Genomic DNA, 25,098 nt, shown 5'->3' with positions numbered 1-25,098 from the left:
CTTCAGGCTGGCGTCGGTGGACGATTTGCCAGCCCCTCTACCGTTTCGATAAAGCGCATCAGCGAAATAGGCTTGGATACATAGGCGTCGGCTCCGGCTGCGCGAATCCGGTCTTCGTCAGCTTTTCCGGCATAGGCGGTGACGGCCATGATCGGTATCGTACGCAATGTCTCGTCGGCGCGAATCGCCTCGGTCAGTTCAAGGCCGGTGACGTGCGGCATCTGGATATCCATGACGATCAGGTGGGGCATGAAGGCGCGAGCGCGGTCCAACGCCTCTCGCCCGTCGCGCAATCCCTCGGTCTCATAGTCATGCGCCCGCAGCAGGTCGCAGAATAACCGCAGGTTCAGTTCGTTATCCTCGACAACGAGCACCCTTTTTGCCACGCGCTAACTAACCCCGATCAAACTGGCCCAACAAACTGGAACCGACTTAGGCGATGAGCGCGGAACAGACAAATAACGCAATGGACCTGGCGCTTTCGGCGCTGGTCTGGATTTTACAGGACGAGGAGCGCGCCGATCGCCTGCTGGCGCTGACGGGCCTCGATGCCGACGGAATTCGCTCGCGCGTGACCGACCCGGCCTTGATGGAAGCGGTACTCGGTTATCTGGCAGGGCATGAACCCGATCTTATTGCCTGTGCCAAAATGCTCGATGTTCCCCCCGTCGCGCTGGTCCTGGCGCGCGAAAGGCTTGCCCAATGACCCGCCCCCTCCTGATCACCGACTGCGACGAAGTCCTGCTGCACATGGTCAGCCACTTCGGCGACTGGCTGGACGAAGCGCATGACATCGACTTCGCTCCCGTTGGCGGCGACTTTTCGAACGCGCTGAAACATCGCACGACCGGCACCGCACTGTCCGGTCCTGAAGTCTGGCCGCTACTAGACGGCTTTTTCAAGACAGAGATGAGCAGGCAGACATTGGTGCCCGGCGCGCGAGAGGCATTGGCCGCAATTGCCGAAGTCGCCGACATCGTGATTCTTACCAACCTGACCGATCAATTCAACGAGGCGCGCGCCGAACAGCTTGGCACCCACGGCATCTGGCACCGCGTGGTCACCAACCAGGGGGGCAAGGGCGATCCTGTGGCAAAACTCATCACCGAGTTTCAACCCTCGGTCACCGTGTTTGTCGACGACCTGCCGCAGCATCATGAGTCGGTCGCGCGCCATGCGCCCGAAGTCTTTCGCCTGCATATGATTGCCGAACCAATGGTCGCGGAGGCAACGCCGCCCGCTGCCGCCGCCCATGCCCGGATCGATCATTGGGACGACGCGCTGGCGTGGATCCAGGCGCGATTTTCGGGCGTGCCGCTCGAAGCCGCTTGACCGCGCCGCCCGCGCACGCTTTGGCTGTCACCATGAAAGATACGATCGACGCCATCCTCGCCAAGCGCGGCCTTAAGCTGCCAACCCCTGCGGCCCCGGTCGCTGACTATGTCCCCGCGGTCGAAGTCGCCGGGTTTCTCTACGTTTCGGGTCAACTGCCCTTTCTCGACGGCGCGGTTATGACCGGACGGCTCGGTGAAGACCGTGATGTGGCAGCGGGCAAGCAGGCCGCCGAAGCCTGTGGCATCATGCTTGTTGCCCAGATCAAAAAGGCGCTTGGGTCGCTCGATCGCGTCGAGCGGATCGTGAAACTCGGCGTGTTCGTCAACAGCGACTCGCGGTTCACCGACCAGGCAAAGGTTGCCGATGGCGCATCTTCGCTGATGGTCGAACTGTTCGGCGATGCGGGCCGTCATGCTCGCGCCGCGGTCGGTGTCCCGGTGCTACCGCTCGGCGCCATGGTGGAAATCGATGCGATCGTCGCTGTTCGCCCCGCTTGAGCGGCTGATCGCACCCGCGCCGCACCCGCAGCGCATTGCATTCCTGAAGACGCAACCGTTTGCGCATCGCGGTTTGCACAACACTCTATGCGTCGAAAACAGTCGAGCGGCATTTCGTGCGGCCATCGTGCTGGGCCACGGCATCGAACTCGATGTGCAGGCTGCCTCGGGTGGGGAAGCATTTGTGTTCCACGATGCTGAACTGGAACGGCTGACGGCGGCGCGGGGTGCGTTCGGGTCGCGGTCCGCGTCCGAACTGGACGCAATCAAGCTGGCCGGCACCGACGAGTGTATCCCGCGCCTTCCCGAAATCCTGAAGATTATCGGTGGCCGTGTTCCCGTCCTGATCGAGGTGAAGACGAAGGAGCGCCATGTTGCCGCGCTGTGCCTGTCGGTCCACCGCGCGCTTGAGGGGTATCGCGGGGCAGCAGCGGTCATGTCGTTCAATCCGCAGGTCGCCCACTGGTTCGGTCAGAATGCGCCGCGCGTCGTCCGGGGTCTGGTGGTCACCGAACGGGGCGAAACCACGCGCAAGGAGCGGATAAAGGGCTGGTTCCGGCGTTGGGCGTCCATGGCGCGTGGAAAACCCGACTTTCTGGCGTACGATGTCCGCGACCTGCCTTCACGCTTTGCGGCGAACGCGCGCGGTCGCGGGATCGCCCTCCTGACCTGGACCGTGCGCGACGCCGCCAGCGAACAAGCCGCCTTCGCCTATGCTGACGAGGCGATCTACGAGAAGATTGCGTGAGCGAAGGCAACAGTGACCAACCCGAAGCTGGCGCGGTGACGGCGCGCATCGGCAATGGAATTGCCGCGTTCGACGCCGTCCAATGGGATGCCTGTGCGGGTGACGCCAACCCCTTTGTCAGCCATGCCTTCCTCAGCGCGCTTGAAAAATCGGGCAGCGCGGTCGCCGGGACCGGTTGGCAACCTGTGCCCATCGCCATCGATGCGACTGACGGAACGCTGGCCGGAGTGCTGCCTGCCTATGCTAAAAGCCATAGTCAGGGCGAATATATCTTTGACCACGCATGGGCCGATGCCTGGGAACGGGCGGGTGGTAATTATTATCCCAAACTGCTGATCGCGGTGCCCTTTTCACCGGTCCCCGGCCCCCGCCTGCTGGCGCGCGACGCTGCCCTCGCCCCCGCACTGATCGCCGCTGCGGAGGTGCTGGTAGACAACAATAACCTGTCGTCCGCCCACGCCAACTTCGTCGATGAGGACCAGCTCGACGTTTTCCGTGACGCCGGTTGGCTGATACGGGAAGGCACGCAGTTTCACTGGACCAATAACGGTTACGCCAGTTTTGATGACTTCCTTGCCGCGCTCACATCCCGCAAGCGCAAGGCGATCCGCAAGGAACGGGCAGCAGCGGTCGAGGGGCTGGAAATTGCCCACCTGACCGGCGCGGAAATCACCGAAGCGCATTGGGATTCATTCTGGCAATTCTATCAGGACACCGGCGCGCGCAAGTGGGGGACGCCGTATCTCACGCGCAGCTTCTTTACGCTGCTGGGTCAGACCATGGGTGACAAGGTGTTGCTGATGCTGGCCCTGCGCGATGGCCGGCCGATTGCGGGCGCGCTCAACATCATCGGCGCGGACACGCTATACGGGCGCTACTGGGGCTGTTCGGAAGACGTGCCGTGCCTCCATTTCGAACTTTGCTATTATCAGGCGATCGACGCCGCCATATTGCGCGGCCTGTCGCGCGTCGAAGCCGGAGCGCAGGGCGAACACAAGCTCGCCCGCGGCTATGGTCCGGTTGCGACATGGTCGGCGCACTATATTCCAAATCCCGGATTTCGCGCGGCCATATCCGAATTTCTCGACCGCGAACGTCGCGCGGTAGCAGGTAATGCGGCGTTCCTCGAAACGATGACGCCCTTCAGGAAAGGCTAGGCCGCCCGCCGTGTCGTGGCACCCAGCCAGGCCCGAGCCTGCCGCTGGGCTTCGGCGATTTCACGCGCCGTCATGTCATCAGCGATCTCCGCGCGGCATTCCTGCGCGCGCTCGTTGCCCGACACCGCCGCCAGATTGAACCATTTATGCGCCTGGATCAGGTCCACACTGATGCCACCCGATCCCGATGAATAGGCAATGCCGAGTTCGTAAAGTGCGCGGACATCGCCCGCTGCTGCGTCGGTCATGCGGCTTTCCAGCAGAAACGCCGCGCTCTTTAAACTATGTGCCATCCGGCCACCCCCCTCGACCGAGTGTCGATGGCCCACCTTGCGCAAATGGTTTCAACAAATGGTTAACGGCGCAGAAAGTAGAACTTCAGCGTCTCGCAGGGTTCAGGGAAACCGCGAGATTATCGATCAGCCGGGTCGTGCCGATGCGAGCGGCGGCCACGATCCGACCGTCGGCGGAAAGGCTTGCCATGGGTAACAGTTGGTCGTCGATCAACGCGACGTAATCAACGCCGAACCCCGCTTGGGTGATATCAGCGCGCGCTTCAGTCAAAGCCTGGGCAACATCGACGCCACCCTCGATCGCGGTGACCGCCCTACAGAGCGCTTGCGGCAATGCTGGTGCCGCTGCGCGTTCGGTGTGCGACAAATACGCATTGCGCGAAGATCGGGCTAGCCCATCTGCCTCGCGCTCGGTCGGGACACCGACGATTTCGATGCCTAAATCGAGGTCGATCGTCATCCGTCGGATCACCGCCAGCTGCTGCCAATCCTTTTCCCCAAAGAATGCCAGATCGGGCCGGACCTGTCCGAACAGCTTGGCAACCACCGTCGCCACCCCATCGAAATGGCCCGGACGCGCCGCCCCGTCCAGGACGTCGCCGAACCCTGCCACCGAAACCTTCGTCGAAAATCCGTCTGGGTACATTGTCGCCACATCGGGGTGCCAGAGGATCGCCACCCCCGCCGCCTGCAGCATGGCTGCATCCGCAGCCTCTGGTCGTGGATAGCGCGCCAGGTCTTCGTTCGGCCCGAACTGCGTGGGGTTCACGAAAATCGTTGCAACCACCTGATCGGCCCGCGCTTTGGCCGCCGCGACCAGCGCCAGATGCCCCGCATGGAGCGCGCCCATCGTGGGAACGACGGCGACGCGGCCGGTCAACGCAGCGCGCGCCTTGCGAAGATGATCCAGGTCACGGATGGTTTGCACGAAAGGGGCCGCTCCGATATGGCGAAGACACACGCCTTGGCAGAGCCCGGGGTATCAAATCAAGCTAGCCCGGGGGCGGTCAGGTAATTTGAAACCGATGAAACGCGCGCACAAAATTGTTTTCGCCAATGAAAAGGGTGGCACGGGAAAATCCACCACCGCCGTGCATGCGGCCGTCGCGCTGGCGGCGGCGGGGCACCGGGTCGCTGCACTAGACCTCGACGTCCGCCAGAAGACGATGGTCCGCTATCTCGACAATCGTGCCGCCACGATGCGCCGTCGCCAGCTTGAGTTGCCGATGCCGAGCCACGCCGTGCTGACGGCCCTGTCGCCCCAGGGACTAGAGGACGAAGTCGCGCGCCTTAGCGAAGACAACGACTTTATCATCGTCGATACACCGGGTCGTGACGATCCCCTCGCCCGCGCCGCGATCTCGCTGGCCGACACTCTGGTGACGCCGATCAACGACAGTTTCGTCGACCTCGACCTGATCGGGCAGGTCGATGCCGAAACCTTTCGCGTCAAGAAGCCCAGCTTCTATGCGGAACTGATCTGGGATTTGCGCAAGGTCCGCGCCAAGGCCGATGGCGGCACCGTCGACTGGGTCGTCCTGCGCAACCGCCTCCAGCACCTGGAGGCACACAACATGCGCCGCGTTGCCGCCGCGCTTACCGAATTGTCCAAGCGCGTCGGATTTCGCGTTATCCCCGGCCTTGGCGAACGCGTTATTTATCGTGAGCTTTTTCCTAAAGGTCTGACGCTGATCGACGTCGGCGCGATCGAATCGGTCGGTCTCAGCCACATCGCCGCGCGGCAGGAATTGCGCGAGATGATCTCCGGGTTCGCTCTGCCCGCGGGTGTGGAACAGCCCCTGCAGGTTGCCCTGTGATCAAGGTAATCTTGTTCGGCGCGATGCTTTATGCGCTCTATTACTACGGCAAACGCTATCTCACCGTCCCCGGCGGAATGAACCGGTCGGAGGCGGCAAAGCTGCTTGGCCTGACCAGCGACGCCAGCAGCGATGCCGTGTTGGAAGCCCACAGACGACTGATAACAAAGGTTCATCCCGATACCGGCGGCAGCGTCGAACTGGCGTCGCGGATCAACCAGGCGCGCGACGTGATGCTCCGCCCCTGACCCGCCAGGACTCGATGCGCTGCAACAAAGTCGTCACGACTTGGTTATAGCGAAGCTGTAATCCGTTCCCGAAAGGCCCCTGCATGACCCATAGTTTCAACCCGACCGCCCTGCGCGAATATGACATTCGGGGAATCGTCGGCGAAACATTGGGAGAGGCCGACGCCTATGCCATCGGTCGCGGCTTCGGCACGCGCGTCCGGCGCAACGGCGGCACCCGCATTGCGGTCGGCTACGACGGTCGCCTGTCCTCAGTGTCGCTCGAAGGCGAATTGGTGCGTGGCCTGACCGAGACCGGTATCGACGTTGTGCGCATTGGTCTTGGACCAACCCCGATGCTGTATTACGCGGAAGCCACGCTGGAGGTTGATGGCGGCGTCCAGATAACCGGCAGCCACAATCCCGGCGAGTATAACGGCTTCAAGATGGTGCTTGCCCATGCGCCGTTTTACGGGGCGGACATTCAGGATCTCGCCACGCTGGCCGACGCCGGCGACTGGGAGGACGGTTCGGGCTCGGTCTCGAACTACGTCATTATCGAGGATTATGTGAACCGGCTGGTCGAAAAGTTCGACGGCGGGCCTTTCCGTATCGGCTGGGATGCCGGGAACGGTGCCGCTGGCGAAGTCATCGAGATGTTGGTCAAGCTGCTGCCGGGCGAACACCACACAATTTTCACCGATATCGATGGTAACTTCCCCAATCATCACCCGGATCCGACCGAAGAAAAGAACCTTGCCGATCTGAAAAAGCTCGTCGCCGACAACAAGCTCGACTTCGGACTGGCTTTTGATGGTGATGGTGATCGATTGGGCGCAATTGACGGGCAGGGCCGCGTCGTCTGGGGCGACCAGATCCTGTCCATTTTGGCTGAACCCGTCCTGATCGACGAACCCGGCGCGACGATCATCGCCGATGTGAAGGCGTCTCAAGCGCTGTACGACCGGATCGCCGAACTCGGTGGCACGCCCCTGATGTGGAAGACCGGCCACAGTCTGATCAAGACCAAGATGAAGGAAACCCATTCCCCACTCGCCGGGGAAATGAGCGGCCACATTTTCTTTGCACATGAATATTACGGGTTCGACGACGCCCAATATGCTGCGGTCCGCCTGATCCGCGCGGTCCACCAGCTTGGCGGGTCGTTGACCGCGCTGAAGGATGCCATGCCCGCGATGGTCAATACCCCCGAGATGCGGTTCCAGGTCGATGAGAGCCGCAAGTTCGCGGTTATCGACGAGGTGCTCGACCGGCTCGAAGCCGAAGGTGCGGACATCAACCGGACCGATGGCGCGCGGGTAAATACCGTCGATGGGTGGTGGCTGCTGCGCGCGTCGAACACGCAAGATGTGCTAGTCGCGCGGGCGGAGGCGAAGGATCAGGCCGGGCTCGACCGCCTGCTCGGCATGATCGACGCCCAACTGGCGGCATCGGGATTGGTGCGTGGGGAACAGGCGAGCCATTGATCTCGTCCCAAAGCGAGGAGCGCAACCATCCGGGACGATCTTCGTTCTCGGATGGAGTGCTTTTAAAGGGCCGACATCATGAAAACGACACTCTTCGCGGCAGCCATCGTCAGCATCGTATGGCTATCCGGCTGCACCTCAAGTGACCCCAAGGAACGCGCCGCCGACGCCATCGAATCAAACGCCAGTGCACAGGCTCACGAAATACAGGCCGCAGCAGCACAGCGCGCCGAAGTGATGTCAAACCAGTCAGGTCAGTTGGCAAGCGAAGCCGATAACGCCGGTGGCTATCAGGGCCAGTCGCTGGATGTCCGGGCTGATGCGTTGAAAAAAGAAAGCCGCATTATCGAGGCGCAGGCCGCTGCACAGGCCGATGCCGTGAAGACCGCTGGTGCCGCGCGAGCAAAGGCCATCCGCAGCCAATAGTCGTGTCAGCGGAGTTAGTCGCCCGATCGGAAAGCAGCGAGTTTCCTTACTCGCGGCAAGTCCTTCAAACCCGCATCGGCATCAGCACATAAAGCGCCGCCGCCTTGTCGTTCTCGCGCAACAACGTCGGAGCAGCCGCATCCGCCAGATGCACCTCGACCGAATCACCCTCGATCTGCGCCAAGATGTCCATCAGATATTTCGCGTTGAAGCCGATCTCAAAGCCACTGGCGGAATATTCGCCCGGCACTTCTTCAGCCGCCGTTCCGTTTTCAGGCGACGTCACCGAAAGCGTAATCTTGTCCTTGTCGAGCGCCATCTTCACCGCGCGGGTCTTTTCCGACGCAATGGTCGCAACCCGATCGACACCCTGCATGAAGCTTTTGGGATCGATCTTCAAAATCTTGTCGTTACCGGTCGGGATCACACGGCTATAGTCGGGAAAGGTGCCATCGATCAGCTTGGACACCAGCACGGCATGACCCAGCACAAAACGAATCTTCGTCGCTGACAGTGAAACCTCGACCGAACCATCCACCTCGTCCAGCAGTTTGCGCAATTCGGCGATGCACTTCCGCGGAATGATGATGTCGGGCATCCCTTCGGCCCCGTCGGGTCGGGCAACCGTCACGCGCGCCAGGCGATGACCATCGGTGGCCGCTGCCTTCATCGTGTCGTCGACCACGTGCAGAAAAATACCGTTCAGATAGTACCGCGTCTCTTCGGTCGAGATTGCAAAGCGGGTCTTGTCGATGATCTGGCGCAAGGTTGCTGCGGGCAGTTCGAATTTGGTCGGCAACTCCCCTTCGGCGATAATCGGGAAATCGTCGCGCGGGAGCGTCGGCAGGTTGAAGTTCGACCGGCTGGCCTTAACCGCCATCTTGCCGTCGGCGGCGTTCAGCGAAACTTCGCTCCCTTCCTGCAACTTGCGCGCGATTTCGAACAGCGTGTGCGCCGATACCGTGGTGGTGCCCGCAGTTTCAACCTTGGCGTCGATCGTTTCCAATATCTGCAGGTCCAGATCGGTCGCCATCAGGCGAATGCCGCCCTCTGCCAAAGCCTCGATCAGGACGTTAGACAAGATGGGAATGGTGTTGCGTCGCTCAACCACCGACTGGACATGGCCCAGGCTTTTCAACAGCGTCGCGCGTTCGATCGTCGCCTTCATCGGTCTGAAACCCCCGGGTCTTCTGAAACAAAATGCAAGGATCGACTAATGGACAGAAAAAAGGGCCGGGGCAAGCGCCCCGACCCTCCAATCGCCGTTCAGCGACGTCGACGTGTCAGAAACGCACCCCGATACTGCCAACCACTTGATGGCGGTCGAAATCAGTGTCGATATTCGCATCGCCAACATTCAGGTTCTTGTAGTTCGAGTAGCGATACTCGGCTTTCACGAACCCGCCGGGGCCAAACACGTTGAACTTCTGCTCGACACCGGCACCGACACGGTAACCGTCGGCGTTGGCGTGACCGCCCGAGATCGTGCCGGCGCCATTGTCATAGCGCTCACCGAAACGTGCGTTGGTATAGCCGCCCTTGACGTAGAGCAGCGTCGCAGGCGCTACGGCATAGCCGATACGTCCGCCGATATACAGGTCACGCCCCGCGCTGACACGCGCATTGTCGCCCGTTACCAGCACATTGCGGGCACGAACCTTGTTGGTTGAATCAGTCGCTTCACCTTCGATCCCCAGGATGACGCCACCGACCTGGGCATCGTATCCGGCGCCGACACCATAGACGAAACCATCATTGTGGCCGCCGTTGCCATTGCTACCGGTCAATCGATCCCAACCGCCAGTGACTTCGACGTGCGGTCCGGTGAATGGCGCGTGCCCCTGGGCAAGGGCCGGGGTAACGAATGCCGACGCCAACAGCGCGGCAGTGAAAATGGTACGCATTACGCAACTCCTTACTGGTCCCCGAACTGGGGACGGTGTCTAAGTAGTGGTGCCAGCCGTTCATTGCATGAACCTCAGATAAACAGCAGATTTTGTTGCAAATCTGCCACAAAGAAGGAATTGACCTTGACATGAAACCGGCTGGAAACCTGCTCAAGGGAAAGACGTGGATCGCACGGCATGGCGAGACCGTGTTTAATGCGGGTCGGCGCTTGCAAGGTGAAATTACGCACACGCCACTGACGCGCGCGGGCTTTGCCCATGCCGAGGCGATGGGCATGGCGCTGCGTGCGCAGTTGGGGGCCGCACCCGCGCTGACATTATGGTCATCGCCGGCGGGGCGCGCGCTCCAGACACTGGCGATCATTGCCGAACATCTCGACCTGGACTGGCACGGAGCGCACATTGACGATCGGCTCATGGAAATCGGCATGGGCAGTTGGGGCGGACGATACTACGCCGACGTGGTGGCAGAGGCCGGGCCGGTCATAGATCCGATGACCATGCTGCTGAAACCCGCACCCGATGGCGAGACCTACGGCAGGATCGCCGCCCGCGTAGGAGCGTGGGCTGGGGATGCTGCCAGCGACCCCGGGGACCGGCTGGTTGTCATGCACGGTATTTCAAGCCGGGTGCTGCGCGGCGTCCTCACCGGCCTGCCGATCGACCCGGCCTATGGCGCACCGATCGCAACCGGCCTGCCGCAAGGATCGGTGGCCGTCATCGCGGATGGCGTCGAACAGATCGCCATTCTCGGCACCGGCGGCGGCCACGCATGAGGCGGCTGCTGGTGATTCTGGCTGTCCTGATTTCTCCCGCCGCAGCCCGGACTTCGCTTGGCACGTTCGAGGGATGGGGCACTTTTCGCGATGAACGTCCAACGCGCTGCTATGCCATTGCCCAGCCGATCAGAGCCGATGGCGGCAAATGGCGTTCTTTCGCCTCGGTGTCGAACTGGCCGCAATCGGGTGAGCGTGGCCAGGTTCAGGTACGCCTGAGCCACGCCCTGCTTGCGGGGGCGCCGGTCGTGCTGACCATCGGGGTCCAGAGGTTTGCGCTGGTCGCTGGCGGGGCCGATGCCTGGTCCCCCGACCAGCGCACCGACGCTGCGCTGGTCGCGGCGATGCGGAGCGCCCCCGGCTTTACGGTCAGGGCCCGCGCAGCGACGGGCCGCGTTTTTTCCGAAAGCTATGCGCTGAAGGGCGCGGCCACCGCCATCGACGCCGCAGCCCTCGGTTGCGCGCGACGATAGCGTTTTGGCCCCATCAGCCCTATATCGCGCTCGATGAACGCCCTGATGCAAAGCCCCGGACACATCGATCCCGTCACCGTCCCCCGCGCCAAGACGCTGCGCGATGATGGCCGCATCGACCTGGTCGGCCTGACCAAGGACCAGCTCCGCGACGTCCTGACCGAAGCGGGTATGGAATTAAAGCAGGCGAAGCTGCGGTCGAAACAGGTTTGGCACTGGATCTACAATCGCGGAGTCATCGAATTCACGTCGATGACCGACATTGCCAAGGCCATGCACGTCTGGCTCGACGAACGTTTCGTCGTTGGTCGGCCAGAGGTGATCGAGGCGCAGGTGTCGTCCGACGGCACTCGCAAATGGCTGCTGCGATCGCCCGACGGCCAGGATTACGAGATGGTCTTCATCCCCGATGCCGACCGCGGCACCCTGTGCGTGTCGAGCCAGGTCGGCTGCACGCTGAACTGCCGGTTCTGTTTTACCGGGACGATGCGGCTGGTCCGCAACCTGACGGCGGGGGAAATCGTCGGCCAGGTCATGCTGGCGCGTGATTCGCTGGGCGAATGGCCCTCGGGCGAGGAGGGTCGGATGCTCACCAATATCGTCATGATGGGCATGGGCGAACCGCTGTATAATTTCGAAGCAGTGCGCGATGGCTTGAAAATCGTAATGGACGGCGACGGGCTCGCGCTCAGCAAGCGGCGGATCACCCTGTCCACCTCGGGCGTCGTCCCGATGATGGCGCGTGCGGGCGCAGAGATCGGCGTCAACCTCGCGGTCTCGCTCCATGCCGTCACCAAGGAAGTCCGCGACGAAATCGTGCCGATCAACCGCAAGTACGGCATCGAGGAGCTGCTCCAGGCCTGTGCGGACTATCCGCAAGCCAACAACGCCCGGCGCATCACGTTCGAATATGTGATGCTCAAGGGCAAGAACGACAGCGACGACGACGCCCGCGAACTCGTCCGCCTGATCCACAAGTACAAGCTGCCGGCCAAGGTGAACTTGATCCCGTTCAATCCCTGGCCCGGCGCGACCTACGAATGTTCGGATCGCGACCGGATAAAGGCGTTCAGCACCATCATCTTCGATGCCGGGATCAGCGCCCCGATCCGCACCCCGCGCGGCCGCGATATCATGGCTGCCTGCGGGCAATTGAAATCGGCGAGCGAGAAAAAGACGCGGGCCGAACTGGATGCGCTGGCCGAGGAAAAGCAGGCCGCGCTTGGTTGACGCGATCACGCTCGCGGTGGCGGCGGTTGCAGGCATGGTCGGCGGGGCAATGAACGCGCTGGCGGGCGGTGGATCGTTTGCGACCATGCCGACGCTGATTGCACTCGGACTGCCCTCCCCCATTGCCAACGCCACCAGTAACGTCGCGCTCCAGCCGGGCGCGATCACCAGCGCATGGGCCTATCGCGGCGGTCTGGGACCGCTCGCCGGCATGTCGGTCAGGCGGCTTTGCATCGTCACCTTCATCGGGGGATTGGTGGGCAGCCTGTTGCTCGTCGCCACCCCCTCCAGCACGTTCGACGTCATTATTCCCTGGTTGTTGCTGGTTGCCACGATCGCCATCGCCTTTGGTCCCCGCGCCGCCGACTGGCTGCGATCGCGCACCTCGATCGGGCCACGCACGCTGGTCACCGCACAAGTGCTGCTGGGCCTCTACGGCGGCTATTTCGGCGGTGGGGTCGGCATGATGATGACCGCGACCTGGGGCTTGCTGTCGGGCAGCGCACCGCACCAGCTCGCCGCCCCGCGCACCTTGATGCTGTCGATGGCCAATGCCGCCGCGACCATCGTCTTCGTGACGCTCGGCATGGTGAAATGGGTCCTGTGCGTGCCGATGCTGCTCGGCGCAATCGTCGGCGGTCATTTCGGCGCGCGGCTTGGCATCGTGTTACCGCCATGGGCGATCCGGGCGTGGACGCTGGCCATCAGCACGATCACGACCATGGTATTTTTTTATCGGGCCTATCTGTAACCTCCTCGCGCTTTACAGCGTAGCTATGTTGGCCGAAACAGTGACGCGAGGAGACCGGCAATGGGCAGCGACGACGTGAAGGGGGGCGAGCTGGTCAAGCGCCACCGCATCTCGACCCGTATCTGGCACTGGATCAACGCGATTGCCGTCATCGCCATGCTGATGTCCGGCCTGACCATCTCGAACGCGCACCCGCATCTGTATTGGGGAGAGTTTGGCGCGAACTTCGACCAGCCGTGGTACAGTCCGCCGCACTTCCCGGCTTGGGCGACCATTCCGTCAGGCTACAATCTCGCCCTCGCGCGGATCTGGCACCTGGCGTTTGCGTGGGTGCTGGCGTTCGGGCTGCTGGCCTATCTGGTCGCGTCGCTGATCACCCGCCATATCCAGCGCGACCTGACGCTGACCCGCGCCGAGATTGCCCCGTCGCACCTGTGGGCCGACATCAAGGATCACGCCCGGCTGCGTTTCCCGACCGGGGCGGCGGCGTTGCGCTATAATGTCCTGCAAAAGCTGACCTATATCGCGGTCATCTTTATCCTGATCCCGTTGCTGATCCTGACCGGCCTCGGCCTGTCGCCGGGCTTCAACGCGATCCTGCCGATCCCCGACCTGTTCGGCGGGCGCGCCACGACCCGGTCGATCCATTTCATCTGCGCGGGCGGGATTGCGCTGTTTATCCTCGTTCACCTGCTGTTGGTTGCACTCGCTGGACCCTATAACGAAATTCGGTCGATGATCACCGGTCGCTACCGCATTCCGCCCGATCCAGCACCTGCCGGAGAACCGACATGAGCAGGATCCTGACCCGGCGCGCACTGGTCGGCGGACTGGTCGCAGGGGCTGGCACCTTGGTCGCCGGATGCGACAAGCTGGGCGCCAATCCCGATTTCCAGTCACTGTTGAAACAGGGCGAGCGGGGCAATTACCGCCTTCAGCGGTTGCTGCAGGACAATAGCGCGCTAGCCCGTGAATATGCGCCCGGCGATCGGTCACCCGTCTTTCGTTCGAACGGCGTGGCGATGCCGGTCGGTGCGGACTATGCGCGCCATGCCGCTGCCGCCTTTGCTGACTGGACACTGGTTGTCGACGGCCTGGTCGCGCGTCCGCAATCGATCGCGCTGAACGACCTGCGCGCCATGCCGCATCGCAGCCAGATCACCCGCCATGATTGTGTCGAGGGCTGGAGCGCCATCGCCAAATGGACCGGCACCCCGCTGAAACTCATCCTCGACCGCGCCGGGGTCAGCCCGCAGGCGAATTATGTCGTATTCCATTGTGCCGATGCCAATGACGGCGCGCCTTATTATGAATCGATCGACCGGATCGATGCCGTCCACCCCCAGACGATGCTGGCCTGGGCGCTGAACGACCAGACCCTGCCGATTGCCAATGGCGCACCGCTGCGCCTGCGCGTCGAACGCCAGCTCGGCTACAAGCACGCGAAATACGTCAACCGGCTGGAACTTGTTTCGTCGCTGAAAGGGATACGCGGCGGCAATGGGGGATTCTGGGAGGACGCGGCCGGATACCAATGGTATGCCGGCATCTGAACTGGTTGTTACACAGGGTAAATTCAGTCCCATGTCGCTATTTGACAAATATGTTTCCAAAGCTTTCCGACACGGCACGCTGACCATCATCGACCACAAAGGCGTCGCCCGGAACTTCGGGGTGCCGACCACGGGCTTTCCCGACGTCGCTGTTCGTTTTGCCGATGGCCGCGTCGCGCGGGACATCGCGCTGGCCCCCGATGTCGGCGCTGGCGAGGCCTATATGGATGGGCGGCTGATTATGGAAAAGGGCGATGTCCTCGACCTCGTCAGCCTGCTCCGCATGAACAATCCGTGGGACAAGGGCGGCAACAGCGGCAATCCCAACATCTGGCGAGACTCGTTGCGCAAAGCAAAGGGCCGGGTCGACCGCATCAACTGGGCGCGCAGGTCGAAACGCAACGTCGCCCATCACTATGACCTCAGCGACCGGCTCTACGACCTGTTTCTCGACGCCGACCGGCAATATAGCTGCGCCTATTTCACCGATCCCGGCAACACCCTGGAACAGGCGCAGGCAGACAAGAAGGCCCATATTGCCGCCAAGCTGGCGCTTGCACCCGGCCAGCGTGTCCTCGACATCGGCTGCGGCTGGGGCGGCATGGCGCTGTATCTAAACCGCGTTGCCGACGTCGATGTCCTTGGCATCACGCTCAGCGAGGAACAGTTGAAAGTCGCCCGCCAGCGGGCCGAGGCCTCAGGGGTCGCCGACCGGGTCAGATTCGAGCTGATCGATTATCGCGATGTCACGGGCCCGTTCGATCGAATTGTGTCTGTCGGCATGTTCGAACACGTCGGCCCGCGCCACTACGAAGCCTTTTTCAGGAAATGCCGCGACCTGCTGACCGACGATGGCGTCATGCTCCTCCACACCATCGGGCGACTGGGCGAGCCGGGCGTGACCGACGCCTGGACCGCGAAATATATCTTTCCCGGCGGCTACAGCCCCGCGTTGTCCGAAATCGTGTCCGCCAGCGAGCGGACCCGCTTGCTCGCCACCGACATCGAGACTCTCCGGTTGCACTACGGCCTGACACTGCAGCACTGGTACAACCGCGTCGTTGAAAAGCGTGCCGAGATCGAGGCGCTATATGACGAGCGCTTCTATCGGATGTGGCAATTCTACCTTGCAGGCGCGACGGCCGCATTCGAAAATGGATCGCTGTGCAATTACCAACTGCAATACAGTCGCCGTCGCCGCACCCTGCCGATCACGCGAGATTACATTCGCGACGAGGAAGAGCGGCTGCGGACGCTCTCCGTTACTTAAACGAACTCAGTCCCCCTGGCCGGCCTCCGGCGAGAAGAACTTGTCGAATTTGTCGTCCACGCCCTTGAATTCATCAGCATCGGCGGGGGCCGGGCGGCTGCGCGTGATATTGGGCCATTGCGCCGAGAAGGTCGTGTTGAGCTCCAGCCACTTCTCCAGCCCGCTCTCGGTATCCGGCAGGATCGCTTCGGCGGGACACTCGGGCTCGCAGACACCACAGTCGATGCACTCGCTGGGGTTGATGACGAGCATGTTGTCGCCCTCGTAAAAGCAGTCGACGGGGCAGACCTCGACGCAATCCATATACTTGCACTTGATGCAGGCGTCGGTGACGACATAGGTCATGGCCGTAGAAACTCCCGTTTTTTTAATGCCGGTTCGTTAGGATTCCGGGGCGGCCTCGTCAATCGTCGGAGCCGCTTTTCCCAGGGCAAGATCAATATAGCATCGCTGCGCTTCGGGAGCCGGCCCCCTTCGCACCGGCAGGGCCTTGACCTTCAGCACCCTTACTGTCGGGCCTTGGGCAAAGGCGATGACCTGCCCGGGGCGGATCGCGGCATGGGCACGGTCGACGGGACGGCTGTCGATACGAAGATGCCCGCTCGCCGCGATCGCCTGAGCGGCGCTTCGCGTCTTGGCAAGCCGGGCGAACCACAGGAACGTGTCGAGGCGCATTGTGGTCAAGGATCGCGCGGCGTCAGACACGGCCAGCCCAGTCTTCCAGCACAGCGAAATGGGGGGATCGCGGGACCGCCTTGGGCGGGGCGGGGCGGGGGCGATTGCGCCAGACCCAGTGGCCCCCGCTCTCCGCACGAAAGCCGCAGGCGCGCAGGATGTCGGTAAAAGTCGTGGCATCGATGCCGAACGACGTGGCCAGCGCCGGATCGGGCACGAACGGCAACCGCGCCTTCCTCCGGTCGTGCAATGCGCGGGCGATGCGTTCGACCAGATCGATCCGCACCTGTTTGGCCCCAAAGCCGCGAAACCCCGGCAGTGGCGCTCCGGCCCCTGTTACCGTTGTCCCCGGCGCGGGTAGCGCAGGCATCGCCGCCTTGGCCCGTACCGCCCGCAGCGTCGCCACCAGCCGCAGCGGTTCGGGCTTCAACAGCCGGGCATCAAACAGGTCGAGCGTTCCGACGGTCAGCCCAGCGGCACGCAATATCCGCCGATCATCGGCGTCGAGCGCGCCGAGCGGCCCCTCCACGGTCGCGCGCTCGACACTCCCCCCGCCCGCCGCCAGCGGCGCCAACAGCGCGCGCACCCGGGGTGGCGTGAACAGGTCGCCGCCCGTCTCCGCCATCGCGAACAGCGGTTCCAGGTGACGGCGCAGAATGCTCGCCAGCCAGGTCTCGATCCGCTGGCTCACCCGCTCGCGGTCGACGGGTCCCAGCAGGCCGATTGCAGGATCGGGGATGACGCGCGGCTCCATCAACGTCCGCCCGGGAGCAAGCCGCGCCACGATCGTCCCGCGCCAAGCGATCCCGATCGGTTCGGCCAGCAGGGCAAACTCCGCATCCGGAGCCTCGACCAGCGCCTGCGCCCGCCGCGCGCGTTCCTTTGGCAAGCGTCGTTCCGCGGCCGCCAGCAGCCGCTTGCGCTCGCCCACCCGCGCCGATGGATCGACTGCAAAGGCAAAACCGTCGAGCCGCCCGATCGGCTCGTCCTCGACGCTGACCACGCCGTCGTCAGCGACCGTGACATCCAGCAACGCCGGGTCTGCGCCGATCTCTCGCATCAGCACCGTCGTCCGGCGGTCCACGAACCGCTCGGTCAGCTTTTTGTGGAGCGCATCCGACAGCCGCTCCTCCAGCGCCTCGGTCCGCGCTGCCCAGTGCTTCGGATCGGCCAGCCAGTCTGCCCGGTGCGCGATATAGGCCCAGGTCCGCGCCGCCGCGATCCGCCCGCCCAGCGCCGGAATGTCGCCGCCGACCTCGTCCAGCCGGGCAATCTCGGCAGCAAACCAGTCGGTCGGGATATGCCCCGAACCCTCGGTCAGGTGGCGATAGATGCGCTGCACTGTCCGCGCGTGATGTTCGGGGCCGACCTTGCGGAAATCGGGCAGGCCGCACGCCTCCCACAACCGCGCCACCCGCACCGGATGCCGGGCACGCTCGATCACCAGCGGGTCGTCGGCGAGCCGCTTCAGCACCGCGAGGTCGACCGCTTCGGGCGCGGCGCGCAGTTCGAAGCGGTGGGGCCGCGCCTCCAGCGCGGCGATCAGGGCCGCCACGCTCGACACATCGGGATCGCCGTCGCGCCAGTACAGATGCTCGATGCGTGGAAACCGGTGTTCCTCGATCGCCTCGATTTCCTCGGGCCGGAACATCTCCTCCCCGCCAAGCGACCCGAACGTGCCGTCGCGCTGGTGCCGCCCCGCCCGCCCCGCGATTTGCGCCATTTCAGAGATACTTAGCCGACGTTGCCGATGCCCGTCGAACTTGCCGAGCGCGGCAAAGGCAACGTGGTTCAAATCCATGTTGAGCCCCATGCCGATCGCATCGGTGGCAACTAAATAGTCAACCTCCCCCGCTTGGAACATCGCGACCTGTGCATTGCGGGTGCGCGGGCTGAGCGCCCCCATCACCACCGCCGCTCCGCCCCGCGCGCGCCGCAGCATCTCGGCCACCGCATAGACTTCCTCGGCACTAAACGCGACGATGGCCGACCGCTTGGGCAACCGCGAAAGCTTCTTTGCGCCCGCATAGCTCAGGGTCGAGAATCGTGGCCGCTTGATGATCTCCGCCTTCGGCATCAGCGTGCGCACCATCCCGCCCAGCGCCTCCGACCCGAGGATCATCGTCTCCTCGCGGCCCCGCGCGTGGAGCATCCGGTCGGTGAAGACATGGCCGCGTTCGGGATCGGCCCCGATCTGCGCCTCGTCCAGCGCCAGAAAGGCGACGTCGCGGTTCATCGGCATCGATTCGGCGGTGCACAGCAGCCAGCGTGCCTTTGGCGGCAGGATCTTTTCCTCGCCGGTGATCAAGCCAACCTCGCCCGCGCCCTTGATCGCGACAACCCGGTCATACACTTCGCGCGCTAGCAACCGCAGCGGGAACCCGATCATGCCGCTCGAATGCGCGCACATCCGCTCTATCGCGAGGTGCGTCTTGCCCGTGTTCGTAGGCCCGAGGACAGCGACCAGCTTTGACTCCATTCTCACAAGATGGCGCGCCAGTCCGCCGTTGCAAGCCGAAGTTTCAGAACCGGTTAGTTTGACATTAACGAAATCTGTCCACAGTGCTGAAACCCAGGGCGGCGGCAACGTCGTGGGTGGGTAGCACTCGAGCGTCAGGGGCGCGCAGGACTTGTATCAGGTCAACGAAGCAAGGTTCGGAACCCTCGGGCACACCGCCGTGCTGTCGCTCGACTATGCGATTCCGACCGGTGTCCCCCGATTCGGGCGCGCCGCCCCGGTTCTTTCCACAGAACATCGCGCCGGTTTCCTCGACCGATTCGATTTCGCCCCCGACCTCGGGGCTAACATCGGCTCGCGCAAATGGTGGCGCGGGCTGGCCTCGTGCATGGCGCTCTGTGCCGCGACCTACGCACTTTCGCCCAGTTTTCATGCCCTGCCCGGCGCGGTTCCCGCGACGATGGGCGCTGATGCGTGGGAGGCGGCGCGTGCCCAGTCGATCGCTCCCCTGGCATGGGGGGGCGACACCGGCAGCAGGATGGCTGCGACCGACGCCGTCCAGACGCTAACCGACACGCCTGAACGCCCGCTGCTCCAGTTGACGGCTACGATCGGACAGGGCGACGGCTTTACCCGCGCGCTGGAACGGGCCGGGGTCGCAGCTGCAGAAGCCGCGCTGGTCGCGCGCATGACAGCGGGGGTCGTCGACCCGTCGCAGATCGCACCCGGGACCACGCTGGATATGACGCTGGGTCGTCGGCTCAATCGAAACAGTGCGCGCCCGCTCGACGACCTTAATTTCCGCGCCCGTTTCGACATGCGCCTGTCCTTTCTACGCGTCGGCAACACCCTGTCGATGCAGCGCCGACCGATTGCGGTCGACCACACGCCGATGCGCATTGCGGGCACCGTCACCGATGGCGTCTACATTTCGGCTACCGGCGCAGGCGCCCCGCCCCAGGCCGTCGAAACTTATATTCGTGCCATCGCCTCGAAGGTACAGCTGGGCACGCTCGACAACGGTGCGCGCTTCGACATGGTCGTCGAGCGCGCCCGCGCGGCTACTGGCGAGGTCCAGTTCGGCAAATTGCTCTATGCCGGGATGACCAACGGGGACCAGGCCACGCGGATGATCCAGTGGACGATCGGCGGGCGCACCGAATGGTATGACGCCGCGGGTGTGGGCCAGCAACGTTCAGGATATTCCACGCCGGTCGCGGGCCGCCAGACGAGCGGCTATGGCATGCGCTTCCACCCGATCCTCGGCTATTCGCGGATGCACCAGGGCGTCGATTATGCCGCTGTCACCGGCACACCGATCCACGCCGCCACCGACGGGATCGTGACGTTTGCCGGATGGCACGGTGGCCACGGCAATATGGTAAAGCTGAACCACATGGGCGGCCTCGGCACCGGCTATGCCCATATGAGCCGCATTGCCGTGGGGCCGGGCGCACGGGTCAGCCAAGGGCAAGTCATCGGCTATGTCGGATCAACTGGCCTGTCGACCGGCCCGCACCTGCATTTCGAGGTTTACCGGAACGGCGGCGTGGTCAATCCGTCGTCGGTCAGTTTTTCGGCAAGTTCGTTGCTGAGCGGTGGTGAGTTGATCGCGTTCAACAACCGGTTGAAACAGTTCACCGCGACGCGTTAACCGGCCCGCCGTCACCCCCCACCGCCGTCACCCGGCGTAGGCCGGGGTGACGAAGCATAGCTCTATTCGATCCCCGGCTCCGCCGCGCGTTCCGCGCGCAAGGCCTCGCCCTTGAACCCCTGCGCCACGACATACCATTCGGACGATTCCTTGCGGCTCGCCGCTGGCTTGGCATGTTTCACCGTCGTAAAATTGCGCTTCAGATCGGCGACCATCGCGCTGTCCGCGCCGCCTGCAAATACCTTTGCCACGAACGCCCCACCCGGCTTCAGCACGTCATAGGCAAAGGCCGCCGCCGCCTCGACCAGACCCATCGTCCGCAGATGGTCGGTCTGGGTGTGGCCGACGGTATTGGCCGCCATGTCCGACAGCACCAGGTCGGGTGCGGAACCCAGCGCTTCGATCAACCGGTCGGGCGCGGCGTCCAGCATGAAATCCATTTCGAGGATAGCGACACCCTCGATCGGATCGACCGGCAACAGGTCGATGCCCACGATCGTGGCTTTGGGCACCTGCTTGCGGATCACCTGCGCCCAGCCGCCCGGCGCGATGCCTAGGTCGACGACGTGCCGCACTCCGCGCAGGAAACCGAACCGCTCATCCAGCTCGATCAGCTTATAGGCCGACCGGCTGCGAAACCCGTCGGCATGCGCGCGTTTGACATAAGGGTCGTTCAACTGCCGCGCCAGCCAGCGGTTCGACGAGACCGTCCGCCCCCGCCCGGTCTTCACGCGCGTCCGTCCGCCGCCGCCACCCCTGCTCACATCAAATTCCTTATCATCGGGCAGACGACGCGATCAGCGCGCGCAAAATGCCTTCACGGATACCCCGGTCGGCAATTCCGACGCGAGGAGCGGGCCAGATATCGAGGATCGCGTCCAGAATCGCGCAGCCCGCCACGACCAGGTCGGCGCGTTCGTTGCCGATACAAGCGACTTTCGCGCGCTCGGGAACCGACTGGCTCGCCAGTCCCGCGCTGATCGCCCGCAGCGCCGCCGACGGAACCCGCAGGCCATCGACCGCGCGTCGGTCGTAAACGGTCAACCCAAGATGCACGCTGGCCAGTGTCGTCACTGTCCCGCTGGTGCCGAGCAACCGCAACGATAACGGTTCGGCAATGGTTTCGGGCGTAATGAAATTGGCAATGGCGTCGGCAAAACGCTGGCGCATCCGGTCGTATGCGGCCAGTCGCCCCTCGCGGTCGGGGGCGTCATGTGGCTCGACCTCCGACAGCGAGACGACCCCCCATGGCACGCTGCGCCAGGCGACGATCCGCGGTTCGTCCACGCCGCGCTCGACCCGCACCAGTTCGGTCGATCCGCCACCGATATCGAAAATCAGCGCCGGTCCGTCGCCCGGTTCCAGCAGCGCATGGCATCCCGCGACGGCCAGCCGTGCTTCCTCGCCGGCGTCGATGATATCGAGCGCAATGCCGGTCTCGCGATAGACGCGATCGACAAAATCCTGCCCGTTTTCGGCGCGGCGACAGGCCTCGGTTGCGACCGCGCGTGACAAATGGACGCCGCGCCGGACCAGCTTGTCAGCACAGACCGACAGTGCGGCCATGGCGCGATCGATGGCGGCGTCGCTCAACCGTCCGCTGCCCGCCAGTCCCTCGCCCAGCCGGACAATGCGTGAAAAGGCGTCGATGATGGTAAAGCCGTCGTTTTCGGCCGGACGCGCGATCAGCAACCGGCAGTTGTTGGTGCCGAGGTCGAGTGCCGCAAATGTGCGCCGCGCATTGGACCATGGGCGCCCAACCCCGCCTTGAACAGCCGGTTCTGCTCCCTTGATAGCCGCACTGTTGCTCCGTTTCGCACCGGAACCCTGCGGCAACGGGACGTTGACGTCCACCATGCCGATACCTTCGAAAATCACCCGCGCAAAAGCTCGCGCGCAGCACTTGGGGCGATGCTAGCCGAAGGCGGTGGATCGGGCAACTGGCGTGTCGCAAGACCGTTGACTTGAAATAGCGGGTTACTTATTGGCGTCCCCGATTGCCCCGTCGTCTAATGGTAAGACACCGGTTTCTGATACCGTTTATCGAGGTTCGAGTCCTTGCGGGGCATCCAGCACATGGCCGTGGCTAAAAAGTCCGCCGCACCGCTATTGGCACCCGGTTAAATTCGCCGATGCGTCGCCTCATCGGGCGAAGTAGGGCATGCTATTCGGGGTTGCGAGCGCGGCCGTGCGGGTCAAAGGGATGGCGATGGACCGCGACCGCATAAAGACTATCGCCGGGATCGCCAGCATTTCGTTCGGCACCGCGCTCGTGATCCTTGACGGTGGCATCGCCAATGTCGCGCTGCCGACGATCGCGCGCGACCTGGGCGTCGATTCGTCCGCGGCGGTGCTGATCATAACCGTGTACCAACTCATCCTAGTCATGACGCTGTTGCCGCTATCGGCAATCGGCGACCGCATCGGGCTGCGGCGGCTTTACCAATACGGCCAGATCCTGTTCGCCGCTGCCAGCCTGCTCGCCTTCTTTGCCAATACCCTGCCGTTCCTGCTGGTCGTTCGCGCGTTCCAGGCGCTAGGCGCGGCGGCGGTGCTGAGCGTCACCTCGGCCATGTTGCGGACGCTTTATTCGCCCGAGAAGCTGGGGCGCGGCCTTGGTTTCAACAGCGTCGTCGTTTCCAGCGCAGGAGCGCTGGCGCCGACCGCGGGTGGCTTCCTGCTGTCGTTCGCGAACTGGCCGTGGCTGTTTGCAGCCGCCGTGCCGTTCGCGCTGGCGTCGCTCGCGCTCGGCGCGTTCCTGCCCAATCCGCCACCGCGCAACGAACCCTATGACTTTGCCGGCGCGCTGTTGTGCGCGGCGACCTTCGGCCTGCTGATCGGCGGGCTGGAGAGCGCGGTCCACGGTTCGTCGCCGCTGGTGTCGGCGTTCGTCACCGCTATCGGCGTTGGCCTCGCGGTCGTGCTGGTCCGCAACCAGAAGCGCGAACCGCGCCCCGTCCTGCCGGTCGACCTGCTGGCCCGCCCGGTGCTGGCGCTGTCGGCGATCGGCGGGTTCACGGTCTTTATCGCATCGATGACGTTGCTGGTGTCGCTGCCCTTCCGCCTCGAACACAGCTATGGCTTCACCCCGTCGCAGGTCGGCGCAATGATGGCGCCATGGCCGCTGACGACCCTGTTCGTTGCCCCGCTGGCGGGCACCTTGTCCGATCGTTACCCGGCGGGACTGCTGGGGGGCATTGGCATGGGCGTCGGCATCGTCGCACTGCTGCTGATCGCGTTCATGCCAGCCGCGCCGACCTATTTCGATGTCGCTTGGCGGATGTCGCTGTGCGGCGCGGGGTTCGGCATGTTCATGTCGCCCAACGCGCGCCTCATCATCGGGTCCGCGCCAAGCGAACGGGCGGCGGCGGCGGGCGGGCTGATTTCGACGATCCGGCTGTGCGGTCAGACGATGGGCGCGACGCTGGTTGCAGCCCTGCTCGCTTTGGGGCTGGGCGGCGGTTCGATCCCCGCGCTGATCGCCTGTGGCCTAGCCCTGGTCGCGGGGCTGTGCAGCGTCGCCCGGCTGAACCCGGGGATACGTTCGCTCGACACCCGGGAAGTGGATGCGGTTCGCCCCGTCGGGCCGCTGAACTGACGCCACCCGCGCAACAAAATACCCGGCGCTGGCATTTTTGTGGCGAATCTGTTAAAAGGTTCGCAAGCGGCGCGGTCGAACTGCTGCGCCAGCCTTCGGAGTGTCACAATCGGAACAGTCCCATCGTCGTCGAACTGCAGCGTGTTCCCGCGCCGCACTCTCGCCGATGCCCGCGCGCTGTTTCCGCTAGAAAGGTCGTAATACATGGCTGCCAATGCCACCGCCACCGTCCTGATTTTCGATGTCGGCGATTACGTCGTGTATCCAAAACACGGCGTCGGACGCGTCATCGAACTGCAGAAATCCGAAATCGCCGGAATGGCGCTCGAACTGTATGTCCTGCGCTTCGAGAAGGAACGCATGACCCTGCGCGTACCGACCAACAAGGCCGAAAGTGTCGGGATGCGCAAGCTCTCGTCGAACAAGCAGATGGACGAGGCGCTCGATACGTTGAAGGGCAAGCCCCGCGTCAAGCGGACGATGTGGTCGCGTCGCGCGCAGGAATATGAGGCAAAGATCAATTCGGGCGACCTGGTGTCGATCGCCGAGGTGGTCCGCGACCTGTTCCGTGCCGACGACCAGCCCGAACAAAGCTATTCCGAACGCCAGATCTTCGAAGCGGCGGCCAGCCGTCTCGCCCGCGAACTGGCGGCGATGGAACAACTCGACGAGCCCAAGGCGCTGGAAAAGCTGCTCGAGATCCTGCGCGCTTCGGCCGCGATCTATAACAAGACCGCGCCGTCCGCCTGATCAACCCCGTGCAAAG

Annotated in this window: 29 protein-coding genes and 1 tRNA gene; 20 read left to right on the top strand and 10 right to left on the bottom strand. The window is 63.6% G+C overall.

What is annotated here, in order from left to right; genetic code table 11:
• Window positions 1-2 precede the first annotated feature (2 nt).
• The gene (locus Q0R02_RS08885; RefSeq protein WP_293882506.1) at window positions 3-386 is read right to left on the bottom strand and encodes a response regulator; all 384 of its coding nucleotides are present in this window, start codon (window positions 384-386) and stop codon (window positions 3-5) included.
• An 80-nt stretch (window positions 387-466) separates the two neighbouring features.
• On the opposite strand from Q0R02_RS08885, the gene Q0R02_RS08880 reads away from it, so the two are divergent.
• The 5 genes from Q0R02_RS08880 to Q0R02_RS08860 are packed head-to-tail and all read left to right on the top strand — an operon-like array spanning window position 467 to window position 3,737.
• Entirely contained in the window at window positions 467-706 is a 240-nt protein-coding gene (locus Q0R02_RS08880; RefSeq protein ID WP_293882505.1) for a DUF3572 family protein, read from the top strand.
• Complete coding sequence (locus tag Q0R02_RS08875; RefSeq protein WP_293882503.1) at window positions 703-1,332, top strand: HAD family hydrolase; 630 nt, start codon at window positions 703-705, stop codon at window positions 1,330-1,332. The genes Q0R02_RS08880 and Q0R02_RS08875 overlap by 4 nt, the downstream gene beginning before the upstream one ends.
• A 32-nt stretch (window positions 1,333-1,364) precedes the next feature.
• Window positions 1,365-1,832, top strand: coding sequence for a RidA family protein (locus Q0R02_RS08870; RefSeq protein ID WP_293882501.1), 468 nt, complete (start codon window positions 1,365-1,367; stop codon window positions 1,830-1,832).
• A complete protein-coding gene (locus tag Q0R02_RS08865) occupies window positions 1,804-2,580 on the top strand; it encodes a glycerophosphodiester phosphodiesterase family protein (protein ID WP_293882500.1) in 777 nt (258 codons plus the stop codon). The genes Q0R02_RS08870 and Q0R02_RS08865 overlap by 29 nt, the downstream gene beginning before the upstream one ends.
• Entirely contained in the window at window positions 2,577-3,737 is a 1,161-nt protein-coding gene (locus Q0R02_RS08860; RefSeq protein ID WP_293882499.1) for a GNAT family N-acetyltransferase, read from the top strand. Before Q0R02_RS08865 ends, Q0R02_RS08860 begins: the two co-directional genes overlap by 4 nt.
• On the opposite strand, the gene Q0R02_RS08855 is transcribed toward Q0R02_RS08860, so the two are convergent.
• Together Q0R02_RS08855 and panC are read right to left on the bottom strand one after the other, a co-directional pair.
• On the bottom strand, window positions 3,734-4,030 hold the full coding sequence (locus Q0R02_RS08855; protein WP_293882498.1) for an SEL1-like repeat protein: 297 nt from the start codon (window positions 4,028-4,030) through the stop codon (window positions 3,734-3,736). The genes Q0R02_RS08860 and Q0R02_RS08855 overlap by 4 nt on opposite strands.
• Window positions 4,031-4,115: 85 nt before the next feature.
• Entirely contained in the window at window positions 4,116-4,958 is an 843-nt protein-coding gene (panC, locus tag Q0R02_RS08850) for a pantoate--beta-alanine ligase (RefSeq protein WP_293882496.1), read from the bottom strand.
• Between the two features lie 97 nt (window positions 4,959-5,055).
• Between panC and Q0R02_RS08845 the strand changes: the two genes are divergently transcribed.
• The 4 genes from Q0R02_RS08845 to Q0R02_RS08830 all read left to right on the top strand — a co-directional run bounded on the left by Q0R02_RS08845 (window position 5,056) and on the right by Q0R02_RS08830 (window position 7,987).
• On the top strand, window positions 5,056-5,847 hold the full coding sequence (locus Q0R02_RS08845) for a division plane positioning ATPase MipZ (protein WP_293882494.1): 792 nt from the start codon (window positions 5,056-5,058) through the stop codon (window positions 5,845-5,847).
• Window positions 5,844-6,095 carry a J domain-containing protein gene (locus tag Q0R02_RS08840; RefSeq protein WP_293882492.1) on the top strand — a complete coding sequence of 84 codons (252 nt, stop codon included), beginning with the start codon at window positions 5,844-5,846 and terminating at the stop codon, window positions 6,093-6,095. Before Q0R02_RS08845 ends, Q0R02_RS08840 begins: the two co-directional genes overlap by 4 nt.
• Before the next feature lie 83 nt (window positions 6,096-6,178).
• On the top strand, window positions 6,179-7,561 hold the full coding sequence (pgmG, locus tag Q0R02_RS08835; protein WP_293882490.1) for a phosphoglucomutase/phosphomannomutase PgmG: 1,383 nt from the start codon (window positions 6,179-6,181) through the stop codon (window positions 7,559-7,561).
• A 78-nt stretch (window positions 7,562-7,639) separates the two neighbouring features.
• Window positions 7,640-7,987: a hypothetical protein gene (locus Q0R02_RS08830; protein ID WP_293882488.1), complete on the top strand. Its 348-nt coding sequence runs from the start codon at window positions 7,640-7,642 to the stop codon at window positions 7,985-7,987.
• Window positions 7,988-8,051: 64 nt separating this feature from the next.
• Here the strand turns inward: Q0R02_RS08830 and dnaN are convergent, their stop codons facing one another.
• Entirely contained in the window at window positions 8,052-9,155 is a 1,104-nt protein-coding gene (gene dnaN / locus Q0R02_RS08825) for a DNA polymerase III subunit beta (protein ID WP_293882486.1), read from the bottom strand.
• Window positions 9,156-9,270: 115 nt separating this feature from the next.
• The gene (locus Q0R02_RS08820; RefSeq protein ID WP_293882484.1) at window positions 9,271-9,891 is read right to left on the bottom strand and encodes an outer membrane beta-barrel protein; all 621 of its coding nucleotides are present in this window, start codon (window positions 9,889-9,891) and stop codon (window positions 9,271-9,273) included.
• Window positions 9,892-10,022: 131 nt separating this feature from the next.
• On the opposite strand from Q0R02_RS08820, the gene Q0R02_RS08815 reads away from it, so the two are divergent.
• The 7 genes from Q0R02_RS08815 to Q0R02_RS08785 are packed head-to-tail and all read left to right on the top strand — an operon-like array spanning window position 10,023 to window position 15,947.
• A complete protein-coding gene (locus tag Q0R02_RS08815; RefSeq protein ID WP_293882482.1) occupies window positions 10,023-10,670 on the top strand; it encodes a histidine phosphatase family protein in 648 nt (215 codons plus the stop codon).
• A complete protein-coding gene (locus Q0R02_RS08810; protein WP_293882480.1) occupies window positions 10,667-11,143 on the top strand; it encodes a hypothetical protein in 477 nt (158 codons plus the stop codon). The genes Q0R02_RS08815 and Q0R02_RS08810 overlap by 4 nt, the downstream gene beginning before the upstream one ends.
• Window positions 11,144-11,188: 45 nt before the next feature.
• On the top strand, window positions 11,189-12,373 hold the full coding sequence (gene rlmN / locus Q0R02_RS08805; protein WP_293882479.1) for a 23S rRNA (adenine(2503)-C(2))-methyltransferase RlmN: 1,185 nt from the start codon (window positions 11,189-11,191) through the stop codon (window positions 12,371-12,373).
• On the top strand, window positions 12,366-13,124 hold the full coding sequence (locus tag Q0R02_RS08800; protein ID WP_293882478.1) for a sulfite exporter TauE/SafE family protein: 759 nt from the start codon (window positions 12,366-12,368) through the stop codon (window positions 13,122-13,124). Before rlmN ends, Q0R02_RS08800 begins: the two co-directional genes overlap by 8 nt.
• 60 nt (window positions 13,125-13,184) lie before the next feature.
• A complete protein-coding gene (locus Q0R02_RS08795; RefSeq protein WP_293882477.1) occupies window positions 13,185-13,919 on the top strand; it encodes a cytochrome b/b6 domain-containing protein in 735 nt (244 codons plus the stop codon).
• Window positions 13,916-14,677 carry a molybdopterin-dependent oxidoreductase gene (locus Q0R02_RS08790; RefSeq protein ID WP_293882475.1) on the top strand — a complete coding sequence of 254 codons (762 nt, stop codon included), beginning with the start codon at window positions 13,916-13,918 and terminating at the stop codon, window positions 14,675-14,677. Before Q0R02_RS08795 ends, Q0R02_RS08790 begins: the two co-directional genes overlap by 4 nt.
• A gap of 31 nt (window positions 14,678-14,708) precedes the next feature.
• The gene (locus Q0R02_RS08785; protein WP_293882473.1) at window positions 14,709-15,947 is read left to right on the top strand and encodes a cyclopropane-fatty-acyl-phospholipid synthase family protein; all 1,239 of its coding nucleotides are present in this window, start codon (window positions 14,709-14,711) and stop codon (window positions 15,945-15,947) included.
• 6 nt (window positions 15,948-15,953) lie between these two features.
• On the opposite strand, the gene fdxA is transcribed toward Q0R02_RS08785, so the two are convergent.
• The 3 genes from fdxA to Q0R02_RS08770 are packed head-to-tail and all read right to left on the bottom strand — an operon-like array spanning window position 15,954 to window position 19,101.
• Window positions 15,954-16,292: a ferredoxin FdxA gene (gene fdxA / locus Q0R02_RS08780; RefSeq protein ID WP_293882471.1), complete on the bottom strand. Its 339-nt coding sequence runs from the start codon at window positions 16,290-16,292 to the stop codon at window positions 15,954-15,956.
• Window positions 16,293-16,328: 36 nt separating this feature from the next.
• The gene (locus tag Q0R02_RS08775; RefSeq protein ID WP_293882656.1) at window positions 16,329-16,622 is read right to left on the bottom strand and encodes a S4 domain-containing protein; all 294 of its coding nucleotides are present in this window, start codon (window positions 16,620-16,622) and stop codon (window positions 16,329-16,331) included.
• A gap of 22 nt (window positions 16,623-16,644) precedes the next feature.
• A complete protein-coding gene (locus Q0R02_RS08770) occupies window positions 16,645-19,101 on the bottom strand; it encodes a helicase-related protein (RefSeq protein WP_293882654.1) in 2,457 nt (818 codons plus the stop codon).
• Window positions 19,102-19,252: 151 nt separating this feature from the next.
• On the opposite strand from Q0R02_RS08770, the gene Q0R02_RS08765 reads away from it, so the two are divergent.
• A complete protein-coding gene (locus tag Q0R02_RS08765; RefSeq protein WP_293882469.1) occupies window positions 19,253-20,734 on the top strand; it encodes a M23 family metallopeptidase in 1,482 nt (493 codons plus the stop codon).
• A gap of 62 nt (window positions 20,735-20,796) precedes the next feature.
• On the opposite strand, the gene Q0R02_RS08760 is transcribed toward Q0R02_RS08765, so the two are convergent.
• Window positions 20,797-21,498: an RlmE family RNA methyltransferase gene (locus tag Q0R02_RS08760; protein ID WP_293882467.1), complete on the bottom strand. Its 702-nt coding sequence runs from the start codon at window positions 21,496-21,498 to the stop codon at window positions 20,797-20,799.
• Between the two features lie 13 nt (window positions 21,499-21,511).
• Window positions 21,512-22,591, bottom strand: a complete 1,080-nt coding sequence (locus Q0R02_RS08755) for a Ppx/GppA phosphatase family protein (RefSeq protein ID WP_293882466.1) — start codon at window positions 22,589-22,591, stop codon at window positions 21,512-21,514.
• 141 nt (window positions 22,592-22,732) lie between these two features.
• Between Q0R02_RS08755 and Q0R02_RS08750 the strand changes: the two genes are divergently transcribed.
• The 3 genes from Q0R02_RS08750 (at window position 22,733) to Q0R02_RS08740 (ending at window position 25,082) form a co-directional block, all read left to right on the top strand.
• Window positions 22,733-22,806: transfer RNA gene (locus Q0R02_RS08750), tRNA-Gln, on the top strand.
• 137 nt (window positions 22,807-22,943) lie between these two features.
• The gene (locus Q0R02_RS08745; RefSeq protein WP_293882465.1) at window positions 22,944-24,332 is read left to right on the top strand and encodes an MFS transporter; all 1,389 of its coding nucleotides are present in this window, start codon (window positions 22,944-22,946) and stop codon (window positions 24,330-24,332) included.
• Between the two features lie 204 nt (window positions 24,333-24,536).
• The gene (locus Q0R02_RS08740; protein WP_293882464.1) at window positions 24,537-25,082 is read left to right on the top strand and encodes a CarD family transcriptional regulator; all 546 of its coding nucleotides are present in this window, start codon (window positions 24,537-24,539) and stop codon (window positions 25,080-25,082) included.
• The last annotated feature ends 16 nt before the right edge of the window (window positions 25,083-25,098 follow it).

This window comes from Sphingomonas sp. (assembly GCF_025353885.1).
GTDB lineage: Bacteria > Pseudomonadota > Alphaproteobacteria > Sphingomonadales > Sphingomonadaceae > Sphingomonas_O.
This window is presented reverse-complemented; position numbering and strand designations above follow the sequence as displayed.

What these genes read in the sequence shown, in the direction of transcription:
- Q0R02_RS08880 (WP_293882505.1), top strand. Translation starts at nt 467, where the DNA reads ATGGACCTGGCGCTTTCGGCGCTGGTCTGGATTTTACAGGACGAGGAG.
- Q0R02_RS08875 (WP_293882503.1), top strand. Translation starts at nt 703, where the DNA reads ATGACCCGCCCCCTCCTGATCACCGACTGCGACGAAGTCCTGCTGCAC.
- Q0R02_RS08870 (WP_293882501.1), top strand. Translation starts at nt 1,365, where the DNA reads ATGAAAGATACGATCGACGCCATCCTCGCCAAGCGCGGCCTTAAGCTG.
- Q0R02_RS08865 (WP_293882500.1), top strand. Translation starts at nt 1,804, where the DNA reads ATGCGATCGTCGCTGTTCGCCCCGCTTGAGCGGCTGATCGCACCCGCG.
- Q0R02_RS08855 (WP_293882498.1), bottom strand. Translation starts at nt 4,030, where the DNA reads ATGGCACATAGTTTAAAGAGCGCGGCGTTTCTGCTGGAAAGCCGCATG.
- Q0R02_RS08845 (WP_293882494.1), top strand. Translation starts at nt 5,056, where the DNA reads ATGAAACGCGCGCACAAAATTGTTTTCGCCAATGAAAAGGGTGGCACG.
- pgmG (WP_293882490.1), top strand. Translation starts at nt 6,179, where the DNA reads ATGACCCATAGTTTCAACCCGACCGCCCTGCGCGAATATGACATTCGG.
- Q0R02_RS08830 (WP_293882488.1), top strand. Translation starts at nt 7,640, where the DNA reads ATGAAAACGACACTCTTCGCGGCAGCCATCGTCAGCATCGTATGGCTA.
- dnaN (WP_293882486.1), bottom strand. Translation starts at nt 9,155, where the DNA reads ATGAAGGCGACGATCGAACGCGCGACGCTGTTGAAAAGCCTGGGCCAT.
- Q0R02_RS08820 (WP_293882484.1), bottom strand. Translation starts at nt 9,891, where the DNA reads ATGCGTACCATTTTCACTGCCGCGCTGTTGGCGTCGGCATTCGTTACC.
- Q0R02_RS08815 (WP_293882482.1), top strand. Translation starts at nt 10,023, where the DNA reads ATGAAACCGGCTGGAAACCTGCTCAAGGGAAAGACGTGGATCGCACGG.
- Q0R02_RS08810 (WP_293882480.1), top strand. Translation starts at nt 10,667, where the DNA reads ATGAGGCGGCTGCTGGTGATTCTGGCTGTCCTGATTTCTCCCGCCGCA.
- rlmN (WP_293882479.1), top strand. Translation starts at nt 11,189, where the DNA reads ATGCAAAGCCCCGGACACATCGATCCCGTCACCGTCCCCCGCGCCAAG.
- Q0R02_RS08795 (WP_293882477.1), top strand. Translation starts at nt 13,185, where the DNA reads ATGGGCAGCGACGACGTGAAGGGGGGCGAGCTGGTCAAGCGCCACCGC.
- Q0R02_RS08790 (WP_293882475.1), top strand. Translation starts at nt 13,916, where the DNA reads ATGAGCAGGATCCTGACCCGGCGCGCACTGGTCGGCGGACTGGTCGCA.
- Q0R02_RS08785 (WP_293882473.1), top strand. Translation starts at nt 14,709, where the DNA reads ATGTCGCTATTTGACAAATATGTTTCCAAAGCTTTCCGACACGGCACG.
- fdxA (WP_293882471.1), bottom strand. Translation starts at nt 16,292, where the DNA reads ATGACCTATGTCGTCACCGACGCCTGCATCAAGTGCAAGTATATGGAT.
- Q0R02_RS08775 (WP_293882656.1), bottom strand. Translation starts at nt 16,622, where the DNA reads ATGCGCCTCGACACGTTCCTGTGGTTCGCCCGGCTTGCCAAGACGCGA.
- Q0R02_RS08770 (WP_293882654.1), bottom strand. Translation starts at nt 19,101, where the DNA reads ATGGAGTCAAAGCTGGTCGCTGTCCTCGGGCCTACGAACACGGGCAAG.
- Q0R02_RS08755 (WP_293882466.1), bottom strand. Translation starts at nt 22,591, where the DNA reads ATGGTGGACGTCAACGTCCCGTTGCCGCAGGGTTCCGGTGCGAAACGG.
- Q0R02_RS08745 (WP_293882465.1), top strand. Translation starts at nt 22,944, where the DNA reads ATGGACCGCGACCGCATAAAGACTATCGCCGGGATCGCCAGCATTTCG.
- Q0R02_RS08740 (WP_293882464.1), top strand. Translation starts at nt 24,537, where the DNA reads ATGGCTGCCAATGCCACCGCCACCGTCCTGATTTTCGATGTCGGCGAT.